Origin of the sequence: Micromonospora sp. NPDC020750 (genome assembly GCF_044334565.1) — a bacterium.
In the GTDB taxonomy this organism is placed as follows: Bacteria; Actinomycetota; Actinomycetes; order Mycobacteriales; family Micromonosporaceae; genus Micromonospora.
On the sequence record NZ_JBIRTH010000001.1, the window covers coordinates 46,086 to 66,933 of the forward strand.

The 20,848-nt window shown below is 73.6% G+C and carries 19 protein-coding genes; 14 read left to right on the top strand and 5 right to left on the bottom strand.

The window, feature by feature from the left end:
* Window positions 1–41: 41 nt before the first annotated feature.
* Complete coding sequence (locus ACH4T9_RS00255) at window positions 42–551, top strand: hypothetical protein (RefSeq protein ID WP_396669040.1); 510 nt, start codon at window positions 42–44, stop codon at window positions 549–551.
* Window positions 552–563: 12 nt separating this feature from the next.
* Window positions 564–1,142: an RNA 2',3'-cyclic phosphodiesterase gene (gene thpR, locus ACH4T9_RS00260; protein ID WP_396669041.1), complete on the top strand. Its 579-nt coding sequence runs from the start codon at window positions 564–566 to the stop codon at window positions 1,140–1,142.
* Between the two features lie 81 nt (window positions 1,143–1,223).
* Here thpR and ACH4T9_RS00265 read toward each other — a convergent pair whose 3' ends face one another.
* From ACH4T9_RS00265 to ACH4T9_RS00280, 4 genes are all read right to left on the bottom strand, one after another.
* Window positions 1,224–2,210: an aldo/keto reductase gene (locus tag ACH4T9_RS00265; RefSeq protein WP_396669042.1), complete on the bottom strand. Its 987-nt coding sequence runs from the start codon at window positions 2,208–2,210 to the stop codon at window positions 1,224–1,226.
* Between the two features lie 83 nt (window positions 2,211–2,293).
* Window positions 2,294–3,382 carry a septation protein SepH gene (gene sepH, locus ACH4T9_RS00270; protein ID WP_396669043.1) on the bottom strand — a complete coding sequence of 363 codons (1,089 nt, stop codon included), beginning with the start codon at window positions 3,380–3,382 and terminating at the stop codon, window positions 2,294–2,296.
* Window positions 3,383–3,567: 185 nt separating this feature from the next.
* Complete coding sequence (serC, locus tag ACH4T9_RS00275; RefSeq protein ID WP_396669044.1) at window positions 3,568–4,695, bottom strand: phosphoserine transaminase; 1,128 nt, start codon at window positions 4,693–4,695, stop codon at window positions 3,568–3,570.
* A 320-nt stretch (window positions 4,696–5,015) separates the two neighbouring features.
* Window positions 5,016–6,122 carry a citrate synthase 2 gene (locus ACH4T9_RS00280; protein ID WP_396669045.1) on the bottom strand — a complete coding sequence of 369 codons (1,107 nt, stop codon included), beginning with the start codon at window positions 6,120–6,122 and terminating at the stop codon, window positions 5,016–5,018.
* Between the two features lie 282 nt (window positions 6,123–6,404).
* On the opposite strand from ACH4T9_RS00280, the gene pdxH reads away from it, so the two are divergent.
* The 6 genes from pdxH (at window position 6,405) to ACH4T9_RS00310 (ending at window position 11,400) form a co-directional block, all read left to right on the top strand.
* A complete protein-coding gene (gene pdxH / locus ACH4T9_RS00285) occupies window positions 6,405–7,055 on the top strand; it encodes a pyridoxamine 5'-phosphate oxidase (RefSeq protein ID WP_396669859.1) in 651 nt (216 codons plus the stop codon).
* Window positions 7,052–8,356, top strand: a complete 1,305-nt coding sequence (locus tag ACH4T9_RS00290; protein WP_396669046.1) for an MFS transporter — start codon at window positions 7,052–7,054, stop codon at window positions 8,354–8,356. Before pdxH ends, ACH4T9_RS00290 begins: the two co-directional genes overlap by 4 nt.
* Before the next feature lie 10 nt (window positions 8,357–8,366).
* The gene (locus tag ACH4T9_RS00295) at window positions 8,367–9,296 is read left to right on the top strand and encodes an aldose 1-epimerase family protein (protein WP_396669047.1); all 930 of its coding nucleotides are present in this window, start codon (window positions 8,367–8,369) and stop codon (window positions 9,294–9,296) included.
* 22 nt (window positions 9,297–9,318) lie between these two features.
* Entirely contained in the window at window positions 9,319–9,921 is a 603-nt protein-coding gene (locus tag ACH4T9_RS00300) for a nitroreductase family protein (protein ID WP_396669048.1), read from the top strand.
* Between the two features lie 219 nt (window positions 9,922–10,140).
* Window positions 10,141–10,446: a type II toxin-antitoxin system VapB family antitoxin gene (locus ACH4T9_RS00305; RefSeq protein ID WP_396669049.1), complete on the top strand. Its 306-nt coding sequence runs from the start codon at window positions 10,141–10,143 to the stop codon at window positions 10,444–10,446.
* Between the two features lie 255 nt (window positions 10,447–10,701).
* Window positions 10,702–11,400 (top strand): DUF4230 domain-containing protein, encoded by a 699-nt coding sequence (locus tag ACH4T9_RS00310; RefSeq protein ID WP_396669050.1) that lies wholly within the window; start codon window positions 10,702–10,704, stop codon window positions 11,398–11,400.
* A 74-nt stretch (window positions 11,401–11,474) separates the two neighbouring features.
* Here ACH4T9_RS00310 and ACH4T9_RS00315 read toward each other — a convergent pair whose 3' ends face one another.
* A complete protein-coding gene (locus tag ACH4T9_RS00315; protein WP_350884137.1) occupies window positions 11,475–11,681 on the bottom strand; it encodes a PspC domain-containing protein in 207 nt (68 codons plus the stop codon).
* 468 nt (window positions 11,682–12,149) lie between these two features.
* Between ACH4T9_RS00315 and ACH4T9_RS00320 the strand changes: the two genes are divergently transcribed.
* From ACH4T9_RS00320 to ACH4T9_RS00345, 6 genes are all read left to right on the top strand, one after another.
* Window positions 12,150–13,520 carry an L-serine ammonia-lyase gene (locus ACH4T9_RS00320; protein ID WP_396669051.1) on the top strand — a complete coding sequence of 457 codons (1,371 nt, stop codon included), beginning with the start codon at window positions 12,150–12,152 and terminating at the stop codon, window positions 13,518–13,520.
* 17 nt (window positions 13,521–13,537) lie between these two features.
* Window positions 13,538–14,365 carry an ABC transporter permease gene (locus ACH4T9_RS00325; RefSeq protein WP_396669052.1) on the top strand — a complete coding sequence of 276 codons (828 nt, stop codon included), beginning with the start codon at window positions 13,538–13,540 and terminating at the stop codon, window positions 14,363–14,365.
* Between the two features lie 57 nt (window positions 14,366–14,422).
* On the top strand, window positions 14,423–15,169 hold the full coding sequence (locus ACH4T9_RS00330) for an ABC transporter ATP-binding protein (protein ID WP_396669053.1): 747 nt from the start codon (window positions 14,423–14,425) through the stop codon (window positions 15,167–15,169).
* On the top strand, window positions 15,166–17,175 hold the full coding sequence (locus tag ACH4T9_RS00335; RefSeq protein WP_396669054.1) for a DUF5941 domain-containing protein: 2,010 nt from the start codon (window positions 15,166–15,168) through the stop codon (window positions 17,173–17,175). The genes ACH4T9_RS00330 and ACH4T9_RS00335 overlap by 4 nt, the downstream gene beginning before the upstream one ends.
* Window positions 17,176–17,191: 16 nt before the next feature.
* Window positions 17,192–19,381: a CDP-glycerol glycerophosphotransferase family protein gene (locus ACH4T9_RS00340; protein ID WP_396669055.1), complete on the top strand. Its 2,190-nt coding sequence runs from the start codon at window positions 17,192–17,194 to the stop codon at window positions 19,379–19,381.
* Between the two features lie 120 nt (window positions 19,382–19,501).
* Window positions 19,502–20,809 carry an ABC transporter ATP-binding protein gene (locus ACH4T9_RS00345; protein ID WP_396669056.1) on the top strand — a complete coding sequence of 436 codons (1,308 nt, stop codon included), beginning with the start codon at window positions 19,502–19,504 and terminating at the stop codon, window positions 20,807–20,809.
* Window positions 20,810–20,848 lie beyond the last annotated feature (39 nt).

Sequence of the window (20,848 nt, forward strand, 5' to 3'; positions counted from 1 at the left end):
AGGCGGTAGCGGACAGGCGTGCGGGGGCTTAGCGTCGATGCGTGGAGGTAGGCCGCGCGATTCTTCTCGTCCTGGCGTTCGCCGCTGTCGCGAGTCTGCCGGTTGCCTTCGCGCTGCTCTTCTGCGCCGACGAGATCATCGACCGGGTCGCCTGCGGGTACGCCGAGTGGCGTGAACGCCGCCGGGAACGCCGGACCGTCGCCCGGCTGGACCGGGCCGTCGAGGCCGACTCGCTCACCCGGGGCATCGACCTGACCGAGTTCGACCGGGCCGACCGCCGGTCCCTCCAGGAGATCGCCGCCGATCTGCGCCGCTTCGGCGGTCACCGGGTCAACCAGGTCGGCCGGGCGGTGATCTGGCACGCCGCCGTCCTCGACGCGTACGACGAGCACCTCCGGGCGGCCTGCCGGTGCCTGGGGCTCACCGAGCACCTGGGCGAGCTGACCGGCGTCGACCGGGAGATCGAGCGGGTCCGGGTCGAGGGGGCGCTGCACGCCGCCGGGCTGACCCTGCCCGCCGCCCGCGCCCCGCACCGCCAGCGGCGCCACTGAACGGCGTACCGGATGCGGCTGTTCGTCGCGGTCTACCCGCCGGCTGCGGCCGTCGCCGACCTGGCCGCCGAGGTGACCCGGCTGCGGGTCGGCCGGGCGGCTGCGGTCGGCACCGACGTCCGGCTCGCCGACCCCGCGAACGCGCACCTCACCCTCGCCTTCCTCGGCGAGGTGGACGCGGGCCGGCTGGTCGATGCGGAGAGCGCCCTCGGGATCGCCGCCGAGACGTTCCGGGCCGGCCGGGTCGGCTCACCGGTGCTGCGGCTCGGCGGCGGTGGCAGCTTCGGCGAGGGCAGACTCACGGTGCTCTGGGTGGACGTGCGCGGCGACGTCGAGGCGCTTCACGTCCTGGCCCGGCTGGTCCGGATCGGGCTCAGCCGGGGCGGGCTGCCGCACGACGAGAAGCCGTTCCGCCCGCACCTGACCATCGCCCGGCCCGGCGACCGGATCGACCGCGCCGACGTGGCCGCCGACCGGGAGGCCCTGCACGACTACCTGGGACCGCGGTGGCCGGCCGCCGAGCTGGTGCTGGCCCGCAGCCACCAGGGCCCCCGGCCGACGTACGACCGGCTGGCGGCCTGGCCCCTCTGAGGCCCGTTCCGCAGGCCGGCGGTGTGCCGGCCCCCACGTCGGGGCCGGCACACCGCCGCTCAACAGCTGGTCACGGACCCGTCACCAGGCCCACGCCTCCGGGCCCGGGCCGCCCTTGCCGACCGGCGGGAACAACTCGTCGAGCCGGGCCAGCGCCGCCTCGTCGAGCCGCACGTCCAGCGCGCCCAGCGACCGGTCGAGCTGGTCGAGGGTGCGCGGCCCGATGATCGGGGCGGTCACCCCCGGCCGGGAGAGCAGCCAGCCGAGCGCCACGTCCGCCGGGTCGTGGCCGAGCTCCGCGCAGAACTTCTCGTACGCCTCGATCGCCGGCCGGTGTTCCGCCAGGCCCTCGGCGGCCCGGCCGCTGGTGCCCCGGGCGGCCCCGCCCTCGGCCATCTTGCGCAGCACCCCGGACAGCAGCCCGCCGTGCAGCGGCGACCAGGGGATGATGCCGAGGCCGTAGTGCTGGGCGGCCGGGACCACCTCCAACTCGACGTGCCGGGTCAGCAAATTGTAGATGGACTGCTCGGAGACGAGGCCGAGGAAGTTGCGCCGCTCGGCCGCCGCCTGAGCCTGGCCGATGTGCCAACCGGCGAAGTTGGACGAACCGACGTAGATCACCTTGCCCTGGGCAACCAGGGTCTCCATGGCCTGCCAGATCTCCTCCCATGGGGTGACCCGGGAGACGTGGTGCATCTGGTACAGGTCGATGACGTCGGTCTGGAGCCGGCGCAGCGAGTCCTCGCAGGCCCGGACGATGTGCCGGGCGCTCAGGCCCTGCTCGTTGGGCCACTCGCCCATCTTGCCGTAGACCTTGGTGGCCAGGACGACCTTGTCCCGCCGGCCGCCATCCTGGGCGAACCAACGGCCGATGATCTGCTCGGTGATTCCCTCGCCGGTCTGCCAGCCGTACACGTTGGCGGTGTCGAAGAAGTTGATGCCGTGTTCCAGCGCCCGGTCCATGACGGCGAAGCTGTCCGGCTCGTTGGTCTGTGGCCCGAAGTTCATGGTGCCGAGGCAGAGCCGGCTCACCGAGAGCCCGGTGCGTCCCAGATTCGTGTACTCCATGCGACCCACCCTGCCACGGGCGCACTTCGAGTGCCTCGCCGTTTGCCGGGGCGTGGCGGGCACGCTCCCGGCAAACGGGTGGGTCAGGAGGACTCGCGGGCCGCCGGACCGCTGCCGAAGAGGACGTCGTCCCAGCTCGGCAGCCGCTTGCGGGGCTTGCCGGAGGCGTCGGTCGACTCGTTCCCGCCGGCCGCCGCCGCAGCGGACCCCGTGCGGCGGGGCCGGAGCACCGCCAGCGACGGCACGGCCGGGATCTCCTTCGGGGCGTCCGAGTCGTCGTCGAACGCGGAGCCCTGGCCGCCGCCGAGCAGGGCCGCAGCCCCCCCGCCGACCGGCCGCTGCCGGGGCGCCTCGGGCCCGGCCAGCGCCGCCGGCGTGCGCGGCTCCAGGCCGCGTCCGGACGTCGAGCCGAGTGGACGGTCCAGCGAGGCGAGCAGTGCGTCCCGCCCCGCGCGGATGGGGTCCCGCCCCGGGCGGCCGTGATCGCCGGTAGCGGCGGGCAACCCGTGCCCGCCCCGGCCCGGCTCGGCGCGCGACGGGCCGGGCAGCGCGTGGCCGCCCCGCTCCGGCACGGGCTCCTGCCCGAGGATCGGGGTGGGGCGCTCGGCGCACAGGTACTGCGCCATGTCGTCGTGCGGGGTGACGTTCTGCCGGGTCTTGTCCAGGTCCCACACCGCCTGCGCGGTGGCCTTGCCCGACGGCCAGGTGGCGATGATCCGCCAGGTGCCGTCGTCGCGACGGTACGCGTCCCAGGAGATCTTCTCGGTGTCGATCCCGTGCTGGGCCAGCCGGCCGTTGACCACGTCGGCCAGCGGGGTCGGCTTCTCGGCGCCCTTGAGCCGGGTGCGTCGGGCGTGCTGGGCGAGCATCGCCCGCTCCTGGAGCACGGGGCCGGCGTAGCGCAGCACCCGGTCGACCGGGACGCCCGCGATGCGGGCAACGTCCTCGGCTGACTCGCCGGAGCGGATCTTGGCTTGGATGTCGCGCGGGGACAGCGACGGCACCAGGTCGGCGGTGTTCGACACCACGGCGAGCGGGGGCGCACCCGGCTCGGCCTGCATGGCGCCGGCGATCCGCTCGTCGATGGGCAGGGCGAGCAGGCGCCCGACCTCGTCGGCGAGCACCAGCGCCTGGCCGTCCTCGGAGAGGGCGACGAAGCGTACTGGGCGCATGAGCGTTGCCTCCGTCCCGCTTCGCTGGCCGCACGCCACGAGTCGGCCACCCGGGCGTCTCGCACCACGGTACGCCCATCCGTCACCAGGTGGGGGAACCAACACCCGCATGTCGCGGGCGGGTTGCGAGGATGATCACATCGGGTGGCCGTCGGTGATCCGGCGACCACCCGATGTGACGATGCCTAGAGCCGCTCGACGACGTAGTCGATCGAGGCGGTCAGCGCCTCCACGTCGGCCGGCTCGACCGCCGGGTAGAGCGCGATGCGGAGCTGGTTGCGGCCCAGCTTCCGGTACGGCTCGGTGTCGACGATGCCGTTGGCCCGCAGCGCCTTGGCGATCGCCGTCGCGTCCACCCCGTCGGCGAAGTCGACGGTGGCGACCACGTTGGAGCGCAGCGCCGGGTCGGTGACGAACGGGGTCGCCACGGCCGAGCGCTCGGCCCAGCCGTACACGATGCCGGCGCTCTCGGCGGTGCGCTTGGCGGCCCAGTCCAGCCCGCCCTGGGAGTTCATCCAGTCGGTCTGCTCGGCCGCCAGGAAGATGGTGGCCAGGGCCGGGGTGTTGTACGTCTGCTCCAGCCGCGAGTTGTCGATCGCGGTGACCAGGTCGAGGAACGCCGGGATGTACCGGCCCGAGGCCTTGATCTCGGTGGCCCGCTCCAGCGCGGCCGGCGACATCAGGGCCAGCCAGAGGCCGCCGTCGGAGGCGAAGCACTTCTGCGGGGCGAAGTAGTAGACGTCGGTCTCGCGCACGTCGACCGCCAGGCCGCCCGCGGCGGAGGTGGCGTCGACCAGCAGCAGTGAGCCCTCGTCGGCCCCGGCCACCCGGCTGATCGGCACGGCCACGCCGGTCGACGTCTCGTTCTGCGGCAGGCCGTACGCGTCGACCCCGGCCTCGGCGACCAGCGTCGGCGCGCTGCCCGGCGCCGACTTGCGCACGGTCGGCTCGCCGAGGAACGGCGCGGCCTGGACCGACTTGGCGAACTTCGCGCCGAACTCGCCGAAGCTGGCGAACTGGGCCCGGTCCCGGATCAGGCCGAACGTGGCGACCTCCCAGAACGCGGTGGTGCCGCCGTTGCCGAGGATCACCTCGTAGCCCTCGGGGAGGGAGTAGAACTCGGCGATGCCGCGCCGCAGCCGGGCCACCTGGTCGCGGACGGCCTTCTGCCGGTGCGAGGTGCCCAGGAAGCCGGTCGCCGCGTCGGCGAGGGCGGAGACGGCCGCCGGACGGACCTTGGACGGCCCGCAGCCGAACCGCCCGTCGGTGGGCTTGATGTCGTCGGGAATCCGGATGGTCGGTGCGTCAGCCACGGTTGTCGAGATCCTTCCGCGTGGGCGGGGCCCGGTCTGGGTGGGCGGGTGCGGACCGACGGCGGTCGCGTGCGTGGGCGCACGGTCGGCCGGGATCCGAACCTGGTCCGGCGGCTCTGCCGAGCACCCATCCTCGCACCCGGGCCGACCCGGACACCCGGCGGTGAGGCGTGTGACACACCCGCCGGCCGCGCGGCTGGGCAGCCCTCCCGGTAACGCGAAGGGGCCCCGCCGATCGGCGGGACCCCTTCGCGTTGGCGCTGACGGGATGGACGGGCGTCGCGTACCCAGGTGGTGACTTCGTCGGGAGGACGCCCGGCTCAGACGCCGTGCGGAATGGCGTCCCAGCCCTCGACCTCCTGCGGCTTGCGGGGGCCCGGGCCGACATAGGTGGCCGACGGGCGGACCAGCCGCTGGAGCTTCTTCTGCTCCAGGATGTGCGCGCTCCAGCCGCCCATCCGGGCGCAGGTGAACATCGAGGTGAACATGTGCGCCGGCACCTCGGCGAAGTCCAGCACCACGGCCGACCAGAACTCGACGTTGGTGGCGAGCACCCGGTCCGGCCGGCGGGCCTGAAGCTCGGCCAGGGCGGCCTTCTCCAGCGCCTCGGCGATCTCGAAGCGCGGCGCGCCCAACTGCTTGGCGGTGCGGCGGAGCACCCGGGCGCGCGGGTCCTCGGCCCGGTAGACCCGGTGGCCGAAGCCCATCAGCCGCTCGCCCCGGTCCAGGACGCCCTTGACGTACCCCTCGGCGTCCCCGCTGCGCTCGACGGCCTCCAGCATGGTGAGCACCCGGGAGGGGGCGCCGCCGTGCAGCGGGCCGGAGAGGGCGCCGATGCCGGAGGAGATGCAGGCCGCGGCGTCCGCGCCGGTGGAGGCGACGATCCGGGCGGTGAACGTGGAGGCGTTCAGGCCGTGCTCGGCGGCCGAGATGAAGTACGCGTCCACGGCCTTGACGTGCCGCGGGTCGGGCTCGCCGCGCCAGCGCTTCATGAAGCGCTCGACGATCGTCTCGGCCTTGTCGATCTCCTTCTGCGGCACGGCCGGCAGGCCCAGGCCGCGGGCGGACTGGGCGACGAAGGAGAGCGCGGTCACCGAGACCCGGGCCAGGTCCTCGCGGGCCTGCTCGTCGGAGATGTCCAGCAGCTGGTCGAGCCCCCAGTACGGGGCGAGCATGGCGACGGCGGACTGCACGTCGACCCGGATGTCGCCGGAGTGCACCGGCACCGGGAACGGCTCGGCCGGCGGCAGCCCCGGCCCGAAGCGCCCGTCGACCAGCAGCGCCCAGACGCTGCCGAAGGAGAGCTGACCGATCAGGTCCTCGATGTCGACGCCGCGGTAGCGCAGCGCGCCCCCCGCCCTGTCCGGCTCGGCGATCTGGGTCTCGAAGGCTACGACGCCCTCCAGCCCGGGTTTGAAGTCGGCCATGTCGCTCTCTCCTGGATCTGCTCGATGCGCCCGCCCCGGGCTCATCCGGCCCGGCCGGTCGAGCGCCTCAGGCGATCCTCAGGGACGTGTTCGTGACATCTTGCCTGCTGGGTAACCGACTGCGCGACCCAGTGCGACTGTGCTGCACGCCTCATCCCCGCCGGCGGATGTCCGACGGGCCTCGGTGAGACTGGGGGGTGCGGGCTGGCCAGCGGTGCGGATGCGGGCGGTCCGACGAGAGGGAGACTTACTGTGACGGGTGACACACCCGGACCGGCGGGGATGCGTAACGAGTACGCCGCCGACCTGGGCCTTTCCGAGGCGGACCTGGCGGCCGACTGGCACACCCAGTTCGCCCGCTGGTTCGCCGACGTGGTGGCCGCCCGGCTGCCCGAGCCGAACGCCATGGTGTTCGGCACCGCCGACGCCCAGGGCCGCCCCAGCGGACGCACCGTCCTGCTCAAGCGGTACGACGCGGCGGGCTTCGTCCTGTTCACCAACCACGGCTCCCGCAAGGGCGTCGAGGCGCTGGCCAACCCGTACGCCAGCCTGGTCTTCCCGTGGTTCGCGATGCAGCGGCAGGTGGTGGTGGCCGGGCGGATCGAGCCGGTGGACCGGGCCGACACCGAGGCGTACTACGCCGGCCGGCCGCGCGGCTCCCAACTCGGCGCCTGGGCCAGCGCACAGTCCCGGGTGATCCCGGACCGGGCCGCGCTGGACGCCGGCTACCGGGCGGCGGCCGAGCGCTTCGCCGAGGTGGAGCCGATCCCCGCCCCGCCGAACTGGGGCGGGCTGCGGGTGCGCCCGGAGACGGTGGAGTTCTGGCAGGGCCGGGCCAGCCGGCTGCACGACCGGCTGCGGTTCCGCCGCACCGGGCCCGCCCCGGGGACGGCCGACGACGGAGGCTGGGTGGTGGAGCGGCTGGCCCCGTGACCGCCGTCAAGGAGGCCCGGCCGCGCGGGGAGCGCCGCTGGGCGATCGACCTGCGCCCGCTCGGCGTGCCCGCGTACCGGCGGGTGTGGCTCGGCAGCGCCGTGGCCATGTTCGGCTTCCAGTTCACCGCGGTCGCGGTGCCGGTGGAGATGTACGCGTTGACCGGCGGCTCGTTCTGGGTCGGCCTGCTCGGCGTCGCCGGGTTCCTGCCGCTGCTGGTCTTCGGGCTGTGGGGCGGGGCGGTCGCCGACGTCCTGGACCGCCGCCGGGTGCTGCTCGCCGGCGGGGCGCTGCTCTGGGCGTCGACGCTCGCGCTGCTGGTCCAGGCCCTGCTGCGGGTGGGCAGCCCGGCGCTGCTGCTGACCCTGGTGGCGGTGCAGTCCACCGCGTTCGCGGTCACCTCGCCGACCCGCAGCGCGATTCTGCCCCGCCTGGTGTCGACGGAGCTGGTGGCCGCGGCGAGCACGCTCAACTACACCACCCACACCGTCACCTCGGTGTTCGGGCCGTTGGCCGCCGGCCTGATCTTCGCCGGCTGGGGCACGGGCCTCGGCCTGCCGGTGGCGTACGCGGTGGACGCCCTGCTCTTCACCGTCTCGCTGTGGGCCACCTTCCGGCTGCCGGCGCTGCGCCCCGAGCCCGACCCGGACGGCACCGCCGCGCCCCGCCGGGCGGGGCTGAGGAGCATCGTGGACGGCTTCCGCTACCTGGCCGCGACCCCCGTGCTGCTGCTCTCCTTCGTCATCGACCTGATCGCGATGGTGCTGGCGATGCCCCGGGCGCTCTTCCCCCAGGTGGCCCAGGAACGGTTCGGCGGCGGTGTTGCGGTCGGCTGGCTCTACAGCGCGATCGCCATCGGGTCGATGCTCGGCGGGCTCACCTCCGGCTGGATCGGCCGGCTCCGCCGGCAGGGGCTGGCGCTGGTCCTCGCCGTGGTCGGCTGGGGGGTGGCCATCGCCGCCGCCGGGCTGGCCCGCCAGCTCTGGCTGGTGGTCGGGCTGCTCGCTCTGGCCGGCGCGGCCGACCTGATCAGCGCCGTGCTGCGGCAGACGATGCTGCTGGTGCACGCGCCCGACCGGATGCGCGGCCGGCTCCAGGGCGTGAACACGGTGGTCGTCGCGGGCGGGCCCCGCCTCGGCGACCTGCGCGCGGGGGCGACGGCAGCCGGGTTCGGCACCGGCGTCGCCTGGGTCGGCGGCGGCCTGGTCGCGGCGGTGCTGGCGGTGCTGCTGGTGGCGGTCTTCCCGGCCCTGATCCGCTACCGGGCCGCCACACCGCGTACGCATGGAGCCAACGGCTAAGGTCACCGGCATGCAGAACGCCGCGACCCCCCCGCCGTCAGGTGCGCAGTGGACCATTTCCGCCGCCGGCCACGAGGCCGTCATCGTGGAGGTGGGCGGCGGTCTACGGACATACCGGCACGACGGGGCCGACTACCTCGACGGGTACGACCTCGACGAGATCTGCCCCGGCGGGGCCGGGCAGGTGCTGGCCCCGTGGCCCAACCGGATCCGCGACGGGCAGTACTCCTTCGGGGGGCGGTCGTTGCAGCTCACGCTGACCGAGCCGACCCGGAACAACGCCATCCACGGCCTGGTCAACTGGGCGCGGTGGCACCTGGTCGAGCAGGCCGATGACGCGGTGACGGTCGGCTACGACCTGCCGCCGCACCCCGGCTACCCGTGGGGCCTGCGGCTGCGCAACCGGTACGCCGTGGGCCCGGACGGCCTGCTCGTCGAGCACGAGGTGACCAACGTCGGCGACGGGCCCTGCCCCTTCGGCTTCTCGACGCACCCGTACCTGCGGCTGCCCGGGGTGGCGGTCGACGACATCTCGCTCCAGGTGCCCGGGCGGACCCGGGTGATGCTGGACGGGCGGCTGCTGCCGGTCGGGGCGACCCCGGTCGCCGGCACCGAGTACGACTACACCAGCCCGCGCAGGATCGGCGACGCGGTGCTCGACGCGGCCTTCGGCGAGGTGGTCCGGGCCGCCGACGGCGGCTCCTCGGTGACCCTGGCCGCCCCGGACGACGCCGTCGCGGTGCGGATCTGGGCGGACCGGGAGTTCGGCTGGTGGCAGGTCTTCACCGGGGACACCCTCGGCGGGGAGCGGCACCGGCGCTCGGTGGCCGTCGAGCCGATGACCTGCCCGCCGGACGCGTTCCGCTCGGGCAAGGACGTGATCACGCTGGAGCCGGGGGACACCTGGCGGGGCGCCTGGGGCATCCGTCCCGGGGCCTGACCGGCCGGCGCGAGGGAGCGACATGGAGTTCGCCGAGGTCGTCCGGCGGCGCCGGATGGTGCGCAACTACGACCCGGACCGCCCGGTCCCGCCCGAGGTGGTCGAGCGGCTGCTCGACCACGCGGTCCGGGCCCCGTCCGCCGGGTTCGCCCAGGGCTGGGGATTCCTGGTGTTGGAGGCGCCGGAGGACCGGGAGCGGTTCTGGGCGGCAACCACCCCGAACGACGGTGGGCGGGAGCGGTGGCTGGCCGGGATGCGGCGGGCACCGCTGATCGTCGTGCCGCATGCCAACCGGTCGGCGTACCTGGAGCGGTACGCCGAGCCGGACAAGGGCTGGGCGGACCGCTCGACGGAGCGCTGGCCGGTGCCGTACTGGCACGTCGACACGGGCTTCGCCGCCCTGCTGATGCTGCTCACCGCGGTGGACGAGGGGCTGGGCGCGTGCTTCTTCGGCATCCCGCCCCAGCGCACAGTCGCGTACCGGCAGGCGTTCGGGGTGCCGGAGCAGTACCAGCCGATCGGCGCGCTGACCGTCGGCTACCGGGCGCCGGACCACCGGTCGCCGTCGCTGAGCCGAGGGCGTCGCCCGGTCGACGAGGTGGTTCACCGGGGCCGCTGGAGCTGACCGGTCCGCCGGAACCGACCGCGACCGGCGGCGCGGGACCCGGTCCGGGCGGCCGGGTCCGGGGCGCCGCAGTAGTGAATGCGACATGAGGGAGTAAAACGCGGTGTGGCACGGGCGGCTACGCTGGCACGGTCATCGGTGCCGCGACGCGCGGCGCCACACCGCGATGCGACCCGACGCGGCGGGTCGGCCCGGTCAGGGGGAGGGGAGCGCACCGTCGTGATCTTCAGAGCGGTCCGGGACGGGAGTCCCTACCCGGACCACAACCTGACGCTCAAGCAGTGGGCGGAGATCCCACCGCGCCCGCTGAGGCTGGACCAGCTGATCACCACCAAGCGCGAGCTGGCGCTGGACAAGCTCCTCGCCGAGGACTCCACCTTCTACGGCGACCTGTTCCCGCACGTCGTGCAGTGGAACGGCGGGCTGTACCTGGAGGACGGGCTGCACCGCGCGCTGCGCGCCGCCCTCCAGCAGCGCAACCAGATCCACGCCCGGGTGCTGGTGCTCTCCGGCCAGGCCAACTGAGGATCGCTGTCGGGCCTCCGTCACCGCCGCGGTGGCGCCAGCCGACACTGATCCGTTTACGACATCAGCTCCGTTTACGACATCAGCTCGAAGGCGTCACGCTGGTGACCTGGCACGACGACCCAGTCCCGGCGCGGCGCGGAGGGGACCGTCCAGAGTGCGACACGCGTAGACCGGGTTCTCGCCGAGCGGGTGTCGCACGAGGGCCGTACCGTCATCGGAAGACGATGTGTCCGATCGAGGATGGTGAGCGCGATGTCCCCTGACGGTGAGCCCGACGGTCAGGTCGACCGGCCCGCCCCGCGGGGCCCCTCCGGGCCCGCCCGGGGGCTGCTCGTGGTGCTCGGCGCCGCGGCGCTGGCCGTGGTGGTGCTGCTCGGCACGCAGGTGGCCGGGGTCTTTCCGGACTTCCGCAACCCGTTCAGCAAGGAGCAGACCGACCGCAGCCAGCCACCGCTGCTGAAGTCGATCCAGGATCTCAGCCGCTACGTCGCGGCCGAGGGCAACTTCCAGGTCGTGGTCGACCTGCAGAACGACCGGAACAACGTCCCGGAGTTCCTGCTCAACGAGCGCACCCTCTTCGTGGGGGCGGGCAGCGTCGAGGCGTACGTCGACTTCGGCAAGATCGCCGAGGGGGCGATCGTCGTGTCGGCCGACGGGAAGTCCGTCGAGGTCAAGCTTCCCGCGCCGCAGCTCGCCCAGACCAACCTGGACATGGAGAAGAGCTACGTCGTCGCGCAGCAGCGAGGGCTGCTCAACCGGCTCAACGATTTGGTCAAGGGCGACCCGAACCGCCAGCAGCAGGTGTACAAGCTGGCCGAGGACCGGATTACCGCCGCCGCCCGGGACAGCGGGCTGACCGCCCGCGCCGAGGAGAACACCCGCAAGATGTTGGAGGGCCTGCTCCGCTCCCTCGGGTACGAGAAGGTGACCGTCACCTACACCGCACCCTGACGTCCTCCCGCCAGCGACGAAGCGCCCGCCCCGGACTGCCGGGGCGGGCGCTTGCGCGTGTGGTGGGTGGCGGGTCAGTGGCGGGCGGCGGCGTAGCGGTCCTCGTTCGGCATGAGCACCCACAGCACCAGGTAGACGATCACCTGGGTGCCGGGTAGCAGCAGCGACAGCAGGAACAGCAGCCGGATCATGTTGGCGGAGGTGTTGAACCGGCGGGCCAGGCCGACGCAAACCCCGGCGAGCATGCGCCCCTCGCGGGGCCGGACCAGTTTGCGACTCATCGTCGTACTCCCACTCTGCGGCGTACCCGCCGCTCCTGTGTTCCACGGTAGGAACGGACGACCGCCCCGCCCTCCGTCCCGAGGGGGATCCCGCGACCCCTGTCCCGTAGGTGCTTACCCGGGCACCCCCGCCGTGACGCCTCCCCGCCCCGCGCCTCCCCCGCCCCGCGCCGCGCCGCGCTGCCCCGCGCCGCGCTGCCCCGCGCCGCCCCGCGCCGCGCCGGATCGCGCTAATTCAGGGAAAGAGTGGCCTCGCGGGGGTGCGGAGACCACTCTTTCCGTGAATTAGGCGTGGATCTTGACCCTGCGGTGGGGGCGGTGTGCGGGGACTGGAGGGGGGTGACCTGGGCGGGTAGGCTGGCAGGTTGGGCCGTCCACACCCGGACGGCGGTGGGACGGCCGACCCGACCGGGGGAGGCCGCGACCGGGCCGGGCCCGCACTGCGGGGTCGACGGCGAGGAAGTGCACATGATCAGCGTTTTCGACCTATTCAGCGTGGGCATCGGCCCGTCCAGCTCGCACACCGTGGGCCCGATGCGGGCCGCCCGGACGTTCGTCGCCGGGCTCAAGGCCGACGGGCTGCTCTCCGCGACGGCCCGGGTGCGGGCCGAGCTGTTCGGCTCGCTCGGCGCCACCGGCCACGGCCACGGCAGCGACCGGGCGGTGCTGCTCGGGCTGGAGGGCGAGGCGCCGGAGGCGGTCGACACCGACACCGTCGGGCCCCGGGTGGCGCGGATCCGGGCCGAGCGGCGGCTGGGCCTGCTCGGCGTCCAGGAGATCGACTTCGACCCGGACCGGGACCTGGTGCTGCACCGGCGTCGGTCGCTGCCGTACCACCCGAACGGGATGACCTTCGTCGCGTACGACGCCGCGGGGGCGCAGCTGCGGGAGCGGACGTACTACTCGGTCGGCGGCGGGTTCGTGGTCGACGAGGAGGCGGCCGGGGCGGACCGGATCGTCCCCGACACCACCCGGGTCCGGTACCCGTTCCTGACCGGGGCCGAGCTGCTGCGGGTCAGCGCCGGCAACGGGCTGTCGATCAGCGAGGTGATGCTCGCCAACGAGCTGTCCCGGCGCACCGAGGGCGAGGTGCGTGACGGGCTGCTGGAGATCTGGCGGGTGATGCGGGAGTGCGTCGAGCAGGGCTGCGAGCGCGACGGCGTACTCCCGGGTGGGCTGAAGGTGCGGCGGCGCGCGGCGGAGCTGCGGCGCAGCCTGGAGGCGGACACCGGGACCACCGACCCGCTGCGGGTGATGGACTGGGTGACCCTGTTCGCGCTCGCGGTCAACGAGGAGAACGCGGCCGGCGGTCGGGTGGTCACCGCCCCGACCAACGGCGCTGCGGGGATCATCCCGGCGGTGCTGCACTACTACACCCGGTTCGTGCCGGGGGCGTCCGACGAGGGCGTGGTCCGGTTCCTGCTGGCGGCCGGGGCGATCGGCGTGCTGTTCAAGGAGAACGCCTCGATCTCCGGTGCCGAGGTGGGCTGCCAGGGCGAGGTCGGCTCGGCCTGCTCGATGGCCGCCGCCGGGCTCGCCGAGGCCCTCGGCGGCACCCCCGAGCAGGTGGAGAACGCGGCCGAGATCGGCATGGAACACAATCTCGGGCTCACCTGCGACCCGGTCGGTGGCCTGGTGCAGATCCCCTGCATCGAGCGGAACGCGGTGGCTAGCATCAAGGCGATCACTGCCGCCCGGCTGGCGTTGCGCGGCGACGGGGTGCACCACGTCTCGCTGGACAAGGTGATCAAGACGATGCGTGAGACCGGCGCCGACATGAAGGTCAAGTACAAGGAGACGGCGCGGGGCGGCCTGGCCGTCAACGTGATCGAGTGCTGATCCGGCGAGGAGGCGGGGTGACGTCTGGCGTCGGGGCGCTGTGGGCGCACCGGAACTCGCTGCGCATTCTCGTCCGACGCGACCTGGCGGTGAAGTACCAGCAGTCGGTGCTCGGGTACCTCTGGTCGCTGATCGAGCCGCTCGGCATGGGGGCGATCTACTGGTTCGTCTTCGGGGTGCTCTACTCCGGCGACACCAGCCGGCACCTCGGGCAGGCCGCCGCGTCGTACCCGCTGTTCCTGATCACCGGCATCTTCGCCTGGATGTGGACCAGTTCGGCGCTGAGCGAGGCGACCAACGCGCTGACCGGGCAGGCCCGGCTGATCACCACGCTGAACGTGCCGCGCCAGGTCTTCCCGATCAGCCGGATCACCGGCCGGTTCGCCGAGTACGCCGCCGGCCTGCCGATCCTGGTCGCCATCGCCGGCGTCTACGTGGCGCGCGGCGAGGTGCACCCCGGCTGGTCGGTGCTCGCCCTGCCGCTCGCCGTCGCCGTACAGGCGGTGCTGCTGGTCGGGCTGGCGCTGCTGCTGTCGGCGCTCAACGTGTTGATGCGCGACATCGAGCGGTTCATGCGGCTGCTGATCCGGCTGTTGTTCTACGCCACCCCGATCATCTACCCGCTCAGCCTGGTCCGGGAGTCCACCATGCCCGGCTGGGTGAAGACCGGGTACGAGCTGAACCCGCTGGTCGGCATCTTCCAGCTCCACCACGCGGTCTGGTACCCGGACCAGTTCCCCGACGCCCGGCTGCTGACCACCACGATCGTGGCGAGCCTGCTGGTGCTGGTGGCCGGCTGGTGGGCGTTCCGCCGGCTCGAACCCGCCGTGCTCAAGGAGCTGTGATGACGGCGCTCAGGGAGCTGTGGTGGCGGCTGTGACGACGGCGCTCAGGGAGCTGTGATGACGGAACCGATCATCGAGGCGGACGGCCTCGGCATCCGGTTCGTCCGCAACCGGCGGCGGCAGCTGCGGCTGCGGGAGTTCTTCATCCGACCGGGTGACCGGTCGGCCGACGCCGGCCGGTTCTGGCCGCTGCAAGACGTCTCGTTCTCCGTCGCGGCCGGCGAGACGGTCGGGGTGGTCGGCCGTAACGGCACCGGCAAGAGCACCCTGTTGCGGCTGATCGCCGGGGTGCTGATCCCCGACGAGGGACGGATCCGGGTCCGTGGCGACGTGGCGCCGCTGCTGGAGCTGTCCGCAGGCTTCTCCAACGACCTGACGGGGCGGGAGAACCTGTACCTCGTCGGCGGGCTGCACGGGCTGTCGTCGGGCTACCTGCGCGAACACTTCGACGAAATCGTCTCCTTCGCCGGTGAGCAGGTGGAACGGGCCATCGACGCGGCGGTGCGGCACTACTCCTCGGGGATGAAGGTACGGCTCGGTTTCGCCATCATCTCGCACCTGCCGCACCCGATCCTGCTCATGGACGAGGTGACCGCGGTCGGGGACGCGGAGTTCCGCGAGAAGTGCTATGCGACGATCGACCGATTGCTGGGGGAGGGACGCACACTGGTGCTGGTGTCACACAACGAAAAGGATCTGACCCGGTTCTGCCGTCGAGGGCTGTACCTCGACGCCGGGCGGCTGACCGTCGACGGGACGATCGCCGAGGCGCTGGACGCGTACCACACCGCGGTTCCGCGGTGACGCTCGCGATCGTGCTCGCCGCCGGTTCGCCGGCCGCGGGCCTGCCGACACGCGCCGGGGCGACGCTCGCCGACCGGCTGGCCGACCAGTGGCGCCGGGCCGGGGCGAGTCAGGTGCGGCACGCCGCCGACCTGGCCGAGCTGGCCGCCCTCGCCGACGCCGCGACCGGGCCGGTGATCGTCAGCGGGGCGGACCTGGTGGCGCACACCGCCGTACTGCGGCACCTGGCCACCAGCCCGGTCGGGCCGACGGTGGCCCTGGTGCTCACCGACCCGCCGGCCCCCGGCCGGGCCGTGGTGCGCGAGGAGCGCGGCCAGGTGGTCGCCGCCGGCGTCGACGGTCAGCTCGAAGGCGGTGCGACCGGGGTGTTCGGCGGGGCGCTGCGGGTGGGGGTGGACGACCTGCCGGCCCTGGCCGCCGCCGCCCGGGCCGCCGCCGCGGGCGGGTCGCCGGCCGGCACAGCCCTCGGGCCCGACCCGGCCGGGCCCGAGGTGGACCGGTTGTTCGCCGGCCTCACCGCGCTCGGCACGCTGACCTTCGCCCACCGGGTACGCCTGCTCGTCGCCCACCGGGTCGCCGACCCGGCGGGGCTGGCCACCGCCGAGGCGGCCCTCGGGGCGGTCGACGAGGACAAGGCCGAGCTGCGGCTGTCGGTGAAGGAGAAGGACGACTTCTTCACCACGTACTTCGTCAGCACCTGGTCCCCGTACGTCACGAAGGCGTCGGCGTGGCTCAAGCTGACCCCGACCGGGGTCACCGCGATCTCCGTGCTGTTCGCGGTCGCCGCGGCGGTGCTGTTCGGCGTCGGCGGCCGGCCCGCGCTGGTCACCGGCGCGGTGCTGCTCTACCTCGGCTTCATGCTGGACTGCGTGGACGGGCAGCTCGCCCGCTACACCCGGCACTTCAGCGCGTGGGGCGGCTGGCTGGACACCATGGCCGACCGGGCCAAGGAGTACGTGGTCTACGCCGGCCTCGGCTACGGGGCGACGGCCGCCGGCTACCGGTACGGCTGGGCGCTGGCCATCGCCGCGATGACGTTGCAGACCGTCCGGCACATGACCGACACCTGGTACGGGGTGCTGCACGACGAGGCGGCCCGCCGGCCGAGGACCGCCGCCGCGGGCGGCGGCGGGATCGGCGACAAACTGAACGCCGCGTCGACGCGGGTGCAGGCCGACACAGGGTCGCTGTCCTACTGGCTGAAGCGGACGGTGGTTTTCCCGATCGGGGAGCGGTGGGCGCTGATCGCGCTGACCGTCGCGCTGTTCGACCCGCTGGTCAGCCTGGTCGCGGTGCTGACCTGGGGGGTGCTGGCGTTCGCGTACACGGGTGCGCTGCGTACCCTGCGGGCCCGCTGGATGCGGGTGCCGGTGCTGGACACGGTCGACGCCACCCTGCACCGCGACGACGGCCCGCTCGCGGCCCGGTTCCCGGCGCTGCGCCCGGTGGGCCCGCTGACGCTGGCGGTGATCGGCGCCCTCGGCCCGGCGGCGCTGCTCGTCGCGGGCCTGCTGCGGGCGGGTGGGGACGGCGACCCGGCCGGCCTGCGTTGGGCGGTGCCGGCGGCCCTGCTGGTGCTGCTGGTCGCCGGCCTGGGCGCCGGGGCGGCGCACAACGGCCCGCTGGACTGGTTGGTCCCGGCCGCGCTGCGGGCCGGCGAGTACCTGTTCGCCGTCGCGGTCGGCGTGGTCGCCGGGGTGCCGGCGTGGGTCGTCTTCGGGTACGTCTTCGTGTTGACCCTGCACCACTACGACCTCACGGCCCGGTTGGAGAAGCGGCAGGCGGCCCCGCCGCTGCACCCGTGGACGCTGGGCTGGGAGGGGCGCTCGGTGCTGCTGGCCATCGCGGCGATCGTCGGATTCGCGGCTGTTGTGATGGCTACACTCGGTACGTACCTGTTCATGGTTTTCGTCGGGAGCGTGGTCCTGGCCTGGGTCGTCCTGCCCGCCCGCGCCCGGCGGGCCGCGGGCGCCCCGGCGCGTAGAGGCGTTCGCCAGCCGGGCTGACGTGGGGGGCCGGTCGATGGCGCTGATCAGCTTCGTCGTACCGGCCTACCGGGTGCAGGCGTACCTGAGCGAGTGCCTCGACTCGATTCTCGGCCAGCCGTTCGACGACGTCGAGGTGATCGGCGTCGACGACCACTCGCCGGACGGCAGCGGCGACATCCTGGCCGACTACGCGGCCCGGGACCACCGGGTCCGCGCCGTCCGGCTGACCGAGAACGTCGGCCTGGGTCCGGCCCGCAACGCCGGGCTGGACCTGGCTGGCGGCGAGTACGTGTGGTTCGTCGACGGCGACGACTGGCTGGCCCCGGACTGCCTGGCTGAGGTGGCCGCCCGGCTCCGGGCCACCCGCCCGGACGTGCTCGTCGTCGACCATGTCCGGGTGCGGTGGGACGAGCGGCCGACCCGCAGCGCGATGCGGGACGTCTTCCCCGAGCCGCTCGGACCGGCCACCTTCCGGCTGCGTGAGCGGCCGGAGACGCTGCGGCTGCTGCACACCGCGTGGAACCGGCTGGTCCGCCGGGAGTTCCTGGTCGACCTCGGGCTGCGCTTCGAGCCCGGCTGGTACGAGGACGTGCCGTTCAGCTTCCCGGTGCTGATGGCCGCCCAGCGGATCGGGGTGCTGGACCGGGTCTGCGTCAACTACCGGCAGCGCCGGGCCGGCGCGATCACCCGGACCCGGGGGGACCGGCACTTCGAGGTGTTCGTCCAGTGGCACCGGGTGTTCCGGCTGATGGACCGGTGGGCGCCGGCCGTCGACGACCTGCGCCCGGCGGTCTTCGAGCGGATGATCTGGCACTACCTGACCGTGCTCGGCAACGGCGAGCGGATCGCTCCCGAGCTGCGGCCCGCCTTCTTCGCCCAGATCACCGCCGACCACGCCCGCTTCCGACCGCCCGGGGGCCATCCGTTGCCGGAGGGGGTGGAAGGGCTCAAGCACCGGCTGGCCGCCGCCGGCCGGTGGCGGACGTTCAGCGCCCTGCGGGCGGCCAACCACACCCGGGACGCCGCCCGGCAGCAGGTCCGCCGGGCGAGGCCGGTGGCCCGGCGGGCCGCCCGACTGGGCCGCGACGCGCTGCTGCGCCAGTACTACCGGGCCGAGCTGCGCCGCCCGCTCGACCCGACGCTGGCCGTCTACGCGGCGTACTGGTACCGCGGGTACGCCTGCAACCCGGCGGCGATCTACGAGGCGGCCCGCCGGCTGGCACCGCAGGTCCGCGGGGTGTGGGTGATCCGGCGGGACCGGGTCAGTTCCCTCCCGGCCGGGGTGGAGTTCGTGGTGGCCGGCAGCCGCGAGTACCACCGGGTGCTGGCCCGGGCCACCTGGCTGGTCAACAACGTGAATTTCCCCGACTTCGTGCGCAAGCGGCCGGGCTCGGTGCACGTGCAGACCCACCACGGCACCCCGGTCAAGGTGATGGGGCTGGACCAGCAGCGCTACCCGGCCGGCGCGGTGGGGATGGACTTCGCGAAGCTGCTTCGCCGGGTGGACCGATGGGACTACAGCGTTTCCGCGAACAGTTTCTCCACCCAGATGTGGGAGCGGGCGTACCCGGCCGCGTACACCACGCTGGAGGTCGGGTACCCGCGCAACGACCGGCTGGCCACCGCCACCCCCGCCGAGGTGCGCGAGGTACGTTCCCGGCTCGGCCTCGCCCCCGGCGACCGGGTGGTGCTCTACGCCCCGACCCACCGCGAGCACCTGCCCGGGTACCGCCCACCCTTCGACCCGGACGTGCTGCTCGACACGCTCGGCCCGGCCGGCCGGCTGCTGATCCGCAGCCACTACTTCCACGATCGGGACCGCCGGCCGTCGGGTCCGGTCCTCGGCCCGGGTGGCGCCCGGATCCGGGACGTCAGCGACCACGACCGGGTCGAGGACCTCTACCTCGCCGCCGACGTGCTGGTCACCGACTACTCGTCGGCGATGTTCGACTACGCCGTGCTGGACCGGCCGATCGTCGTGTACGCGCCGGACTGGACGGCGTACCGGCTGGCCCGGGGCGTCTACCTGGACCTGCTCGCCGAGCCGCCCGGTGCCGTGACCAGCAGCTTCCCCGGTCTGCTCGACCTGTTCCGCTCCGGCGCGGTCGACGCCCCCGCCGCGACCGCGGCCCGGAAGCGGTTCCGGGCCCGGTTCTGCGCCCTGGACGACGGCCACGCCGCCGAGCGGGTCGTCCGCCGGGCTTTCCTCGGCGAACCGGGCTGAACCCTGCTGGACCGTAATAGGCCTGTCACGAGCCGAACATGGCACGTTTACCCGATGTGCGGACTCGATGATCCTGGTCACATTCATTCGGGTACGGCCGACGAGCTGGGGGAGGAGACGGTGACAACCGTCGCGCTCAAGGATGTGACCAAGGTTTTCCCGGACGGGACAGTCGCCGTCGACAAGATCAACCTGGACGTGAACGACGGTGAGTTCATGGTCCTGCTCGGGCCGTCCGGGTGCGGGAAGTCCACCGTGCTGCGGATGGTGGCCGGGCTGGAGGATCCGAGCTCCGGAGCGGTCCTGCTCGACGGTGAGCTGGCGAACGACCTGCAGCCCCGGGACCGGAAGATCGCCATGGTGTTCCAGGACTTCGCCCTCTACCCGCACATGACGGTGGGGGACAACATCGCCTTCCCGCTGCGGCTGGCCGGGGTCGATGCCTCGCCGCGCGACGAGCGGGTCGCCGACGTGGCCAGCGCGCTGGGCATCGGCGACGTGCTGGGCCGCAAGCCCAGCCAGCTCTCCGGCGGGCAGCGCCAGCGGGTCGCGATGGGCCGGGCCATCGTCCGCCGGCCAGGGCTCTTCCTGATGGACGAGCCGCTGTCCAACCTTGACAGCGGGCTACGGGCGGAGCTGCGGGCGGAGATCTCCGGCCTGACCCGCGAGCTGGGCGTCAGCACCATCTACGTCACCCACGACCAGGCCGAGGCCCTGACCATGGCCGACCGGGTGGCAATTATGCGCAAGGGCGTGCTCCAGGACGTAGGCACCCCCACCCAGGTGTACGGCCGCCCGGCCACCCTCTACGTGGCCGCGTTCCTCGGCAGCCCCCGGATGAACCTGCTGGAGGCGTCCGTCTACGTCCACCTCGACCGGTACGTCGCGCTGAAGATCGGCGAGCAGTCGCTCTACCTGCCCTGGACCGACATCCGCAGCCGGGCCGTCGCGCACTACCACGGCGAGCGGATCGTCGTCGGGATGCGGGCCGAGGCGCTCACCCCGGTCGCCCCGGACGCCCCGGGCGACGTGCTCCGGGGCCGGATCCGCTACCTGGAGCACCACGGTCACGAGTCGCTGGCCTTCCTCGACATCGGTGCCACCGCCATCGTGGTGGACGAGATGGGCAGCCGGGCCGAGGACACCGACGGCGGCCAGCGCGGCCGACGCCGGTTCGGGCAGGTCATACAGCGGCTCACCGGCCGGGGTGCTGAGCCGGCACCGACTCCCGACGAGACCGGCCGGGGCAACCGGGCCAGCGTGCTCAGCGACCAGGGCCGGCACCACCGCCGCCCGGCGGAGCTGGGGGTCCGGCTCGCGCCGTACCCGGGGGTCTCCGCCGGTCATCCGCTGGCCGTCTCGGTGCGCCTGGACGCGCTGCACTTCTTCGACGAGCGCGGCGACCGGATCGACGTGGGCTGGCGCTGATCGCCGGGCGGGGTGGCGGGTGGGTAGGTCGGTGCCCTA

What these genes read in the sequence shown, in the direction of transcription:
- thpR (WP_396669041.1), top strand. Translation starts at nt 564, where the DNA reads ATGCGGCTGTTCGTCGCGGTCTACCCGCCGGCTGCGGCCGTCGCCGAC.
- ACH4T9_RS00265 (WP_396669042.1), bottom strand. Translation starts at nt 2,210, where the DNA reads ATGGAGTACACGAATCTGGGACGCACCGGGCTCTCGGTGAGCCGGCTC.
- sepH (WP_396669043.1), bottom strand. Translation starts at nt 3,382, where the DNA reads ATGCGCCCAGTACGCTTCGTCGCCCTCTCCGAGGACGGCCAGGCGCTG.
- ACH4T9_RS00280 (WP_396669045.1), bottom strand. Translation starts at nt 6,122, where the DNA reads ATGGCCGACTTCAAACCCGGGCTGGAGGGCGTCGTAGCCTTCGAGACC.
- pdxH (WP_396669859.1), top strand. Translation starts at nt 6,405, where the DNA reads ATGCGTAACGAGTACGCCGCCGACCTGGGCCTTTCCGAGGCGGACCTG.
- ACH4T9_RS00295 (WP_396669047.1), top strand. Translation starts at nt 8,367, where the DNA reads ATGCAGAACGCCGCGACCCCCCCGCCGTCAGGTGCGCAGTGGACCATT.
- ACH4T9_RS00300 (WP_396669048.1), top strand. Translation starts at nt 9,319, where the DNA reads ATGGAGTTCGCCGAGGTCGTCCGGCGGCGCCGGATGGTGCGCAACTAC.
- ACH4T9_RS00310 (WP_396669050.1), top strand. Translation starts at nt 10,702, where the DNA reads ATGTCCCCTGACGGTGAGCCCGACGGTCAGGTCGACCGGCCCGCCCCG.
- ACH4T9_RS00315 (WP_350884137.1), bottom strand. Translation starts at nt 11,681, where the DNA reads ATGAGTCGCAAACTGGTCCGGCCCCGCGAGGGGCGCATGCTCGCCGGG.
- ACH4T9_RS00320 (WP_396669051.1), top strand. Translation starts at nt 12,150, where the DNA reads ATGATCAGCGTTTTCGACCTATTCAGCGTGGGCATCGGCCCGTCCAGC.
- ACH4T9_RS00330 (WP_396669053.1), top strand. Translation starts at nt 14,423, where the DNA reads ATGACGGAACCGATCATCGAGGCGGACGGCCTCGGCATCCGGTTCGTC.
- ACH4T9_RS00340 (WP_396669055.1), top strand. Translation starts at nt 17,192, where the DNA reads ATGGCGCTGATCAGCTTCGTCGTACCGGCCTACCGGGTGCAGGCGTAC.